Origin of the sequence: Streptomyces sp. MnatMP-M17 (genome assembly GCF_900091995.1) — a bacterium.
Lineage (GTDB): Bacteria > Actinomycetota > Actinomycetes > Streptomycetales > Streptomycetaceae > Streptomyces.
The window spans coordinates 1-2,249 of the sequence record NZ_FMDK01001042.1 but is presented as its reverse complement, the minus strand read 5'-3'; the positions used below and the strand labels follow the sequence as shown (position 1 = coordinate 2,249).

Below are 2,249 nucleotides of genomic sequence, written 5' to 3'. Positions count from 1 at the left end.
CTCGCCGTCAGCGACGAGCCGGCCGTCATCGGACGCCACGGCGGCGTCCGCTGGTCCCTCGCCGAGGCCCGCGAGCTGGCCGGGCAGGCCGCCGCGACAAGCCCGGGGCTCGGCGACGAACTGCGCCGCCGCGAGGGCCACGTACCGCTGCTGCGGCTGCCTCTGCCCGCCGAGGGCACGGCGCCGGACGGATACGACACCGTCGTCATCCTGCCGCTGCGCGACGGCACCGCGGCCGATCTCGTGGAGCGGCTCCTCGCCGGGATCGACGACGCCCTGCTGCTGACTCTCTCCGGGCTCACCGAGATCGTCGTCGAGACACCGGACGGCGGTGAGCGGGTGCTGCGCCGCTCGCAGCACGGACCGTACGTCGACATCGAGGACGGCGGCATCGAGGACGGCGCTGTCCGTAACCGCTGGCGCGTCGTCAGCCACCACGGTCCCACCGCGCCCGGACTCCTCGAAGGGCGGCCTCTGGAGGAGCGGCTGCGCCCGCACTGGTCGGTCACCTGGGCCGTTCCCGTGGACGCCGAGGGCGCCCCCGGGCGGCCCCGTACCGCACCCGTGGTACACGCGCCGACCCCGACCGACGAGCCTCTCGGCGTGCCCGCCCTGCTGATCGCCTCGCTGCCGCTGGACACCACCCGGCGCCATCCCGCGCCCGGACCGCTCACCGACTTCATGGTGGAGAAGGCGGCCGACGCGTACGCCGAACTGCTCGGCGGCTGGGCGCCCGTCTCCACCGGGACCATCGACCTGGTGCCGGGACCGCTCGGCAAGGGCGAGCTGGACGGCCGGCTGCGGGCCGCGATCCTGGAACGGCTGCCCCGGGTCGCCTTCCTCGCGTCGGCAGCCTCGCAGGCCCCGGCGACCTCAGAAGCCCCGGCCGCGCCGGTCGAGGACAAGGAGCCGGTCGAGGACAAGGAAGCGCACGAAGCACCCACCGCCCTCCGGCCCTTCGAAGCCGAGGTTGTCGAAGGCGCCGGCGCCGACACCGTACGCGTACTCGCCGAAGTACTGCCCACCCTGCTGCCCGCCGGTCTCGAACGCCGCACCGAGCTGCGCACCCTGGGCGTCGGCCGGCTCCCGCTCGGCGAGGCCATCGAGCGGATCGCCGGTGTCGAGCGACCGCCCGCGTGGTGGTGGCGGCTGTACGAGTCGCTCGCGGGCGTCGATCCCGAGCGGCTCTCCGGACTGCCGGTGCCGCTGGCCAACGGCCGTACCACCATCGGCCCGCGCCAGGTCCTGCTGCCGCTGCCCGACGCCGAGGCCGCCGCGGACCTCGCCAGGCTGGGACTGAAGGTCGCGCATCCCGAGGCCGCCCATCCGCTGCTGGAGAAGCTGGGCGCACTGCCCGCCACTCCTCGCGCCGTGCTGACGACACCTCAGGTACGTGCCGCCGTGGCGGCGTCGCTGGACGCGGGCGAGATCTGGGACGAGGAGGCCGCCACTCCGGACGCCGAGGAACTGGCCGAGATCGTGCTCGGTCTCGTACGGGACGCGGGACTTGAGGCGGGCGACGAGCCGTGGCTCGGCGCGCTCGCCCTGACCGACGAGGACGGCGAACTGGCTCCCGCCGGTGAACTCGTCCTGCCCGGCAGCCCGTTCGCCGCCGTTCTACGCGAGGATGAACTCGCCTTCTGCGACGCCGAGTTGGCCGAGCGCTGGGGCGAACAGCCGCTCGCCGCCTGTGGCGTGCTGGCCAACTTCGCGCTCGTACGCGCCACGGACGTTGTCCTCGACCCCGACGAACTGGAGCCCCGCGACGGCGACTTCGCCGAGCCCGACGACGCGGGCCTGCTGGACGCGGTGGACGTCTGGTGCGAGGACGTCCTCGACCGGCTGCCCGAGACACCCGTGCCGCCGGTCGCCACGGAGATCGTGGCCGTACGGGACCTGGACCTGGTGGACGACGACGCCTGGCCGCGGGCGCTCGCCCTGCTGGCCCGGCCGCCGCTGCGGGACGCGCTGACGCAGTCCGTACGGATCCTGCTGCCCGACGGCACGACGGAGACCGTACGTTCGTACACCGCGTGGTGGCTGCGCGACCATCCCGTACTCGACGGCCGGCGCCCGGCCGGACTGCGCTCCGCGGGCGGCGATCCGCTGCTGGCCGGGCTGTACGACCCGGTGGACGCGACGGGCTTCGACGACGCGCAGGTGCTGCGGGCGCTGGGCGTACGGACCTCGGTCGCTGCGCTGCTGGACGAGCCCGGCGGCGCGGCGGAGCTGCTCGGCCGGCTCGCCGC

General features: G+C 74.8%; 1 protein-coding gene. It reads left to right on the top strand.

What is annotated here, in order from left to right; translation table 11 throughout:
• On the top strand, positions 1–2,249 hold a 2,249-nt coding region (locus GA0115259_RS35600; RefSeq protein WP_093604517.1), incomplete at both ends, for a molecular chaperone Hsp90.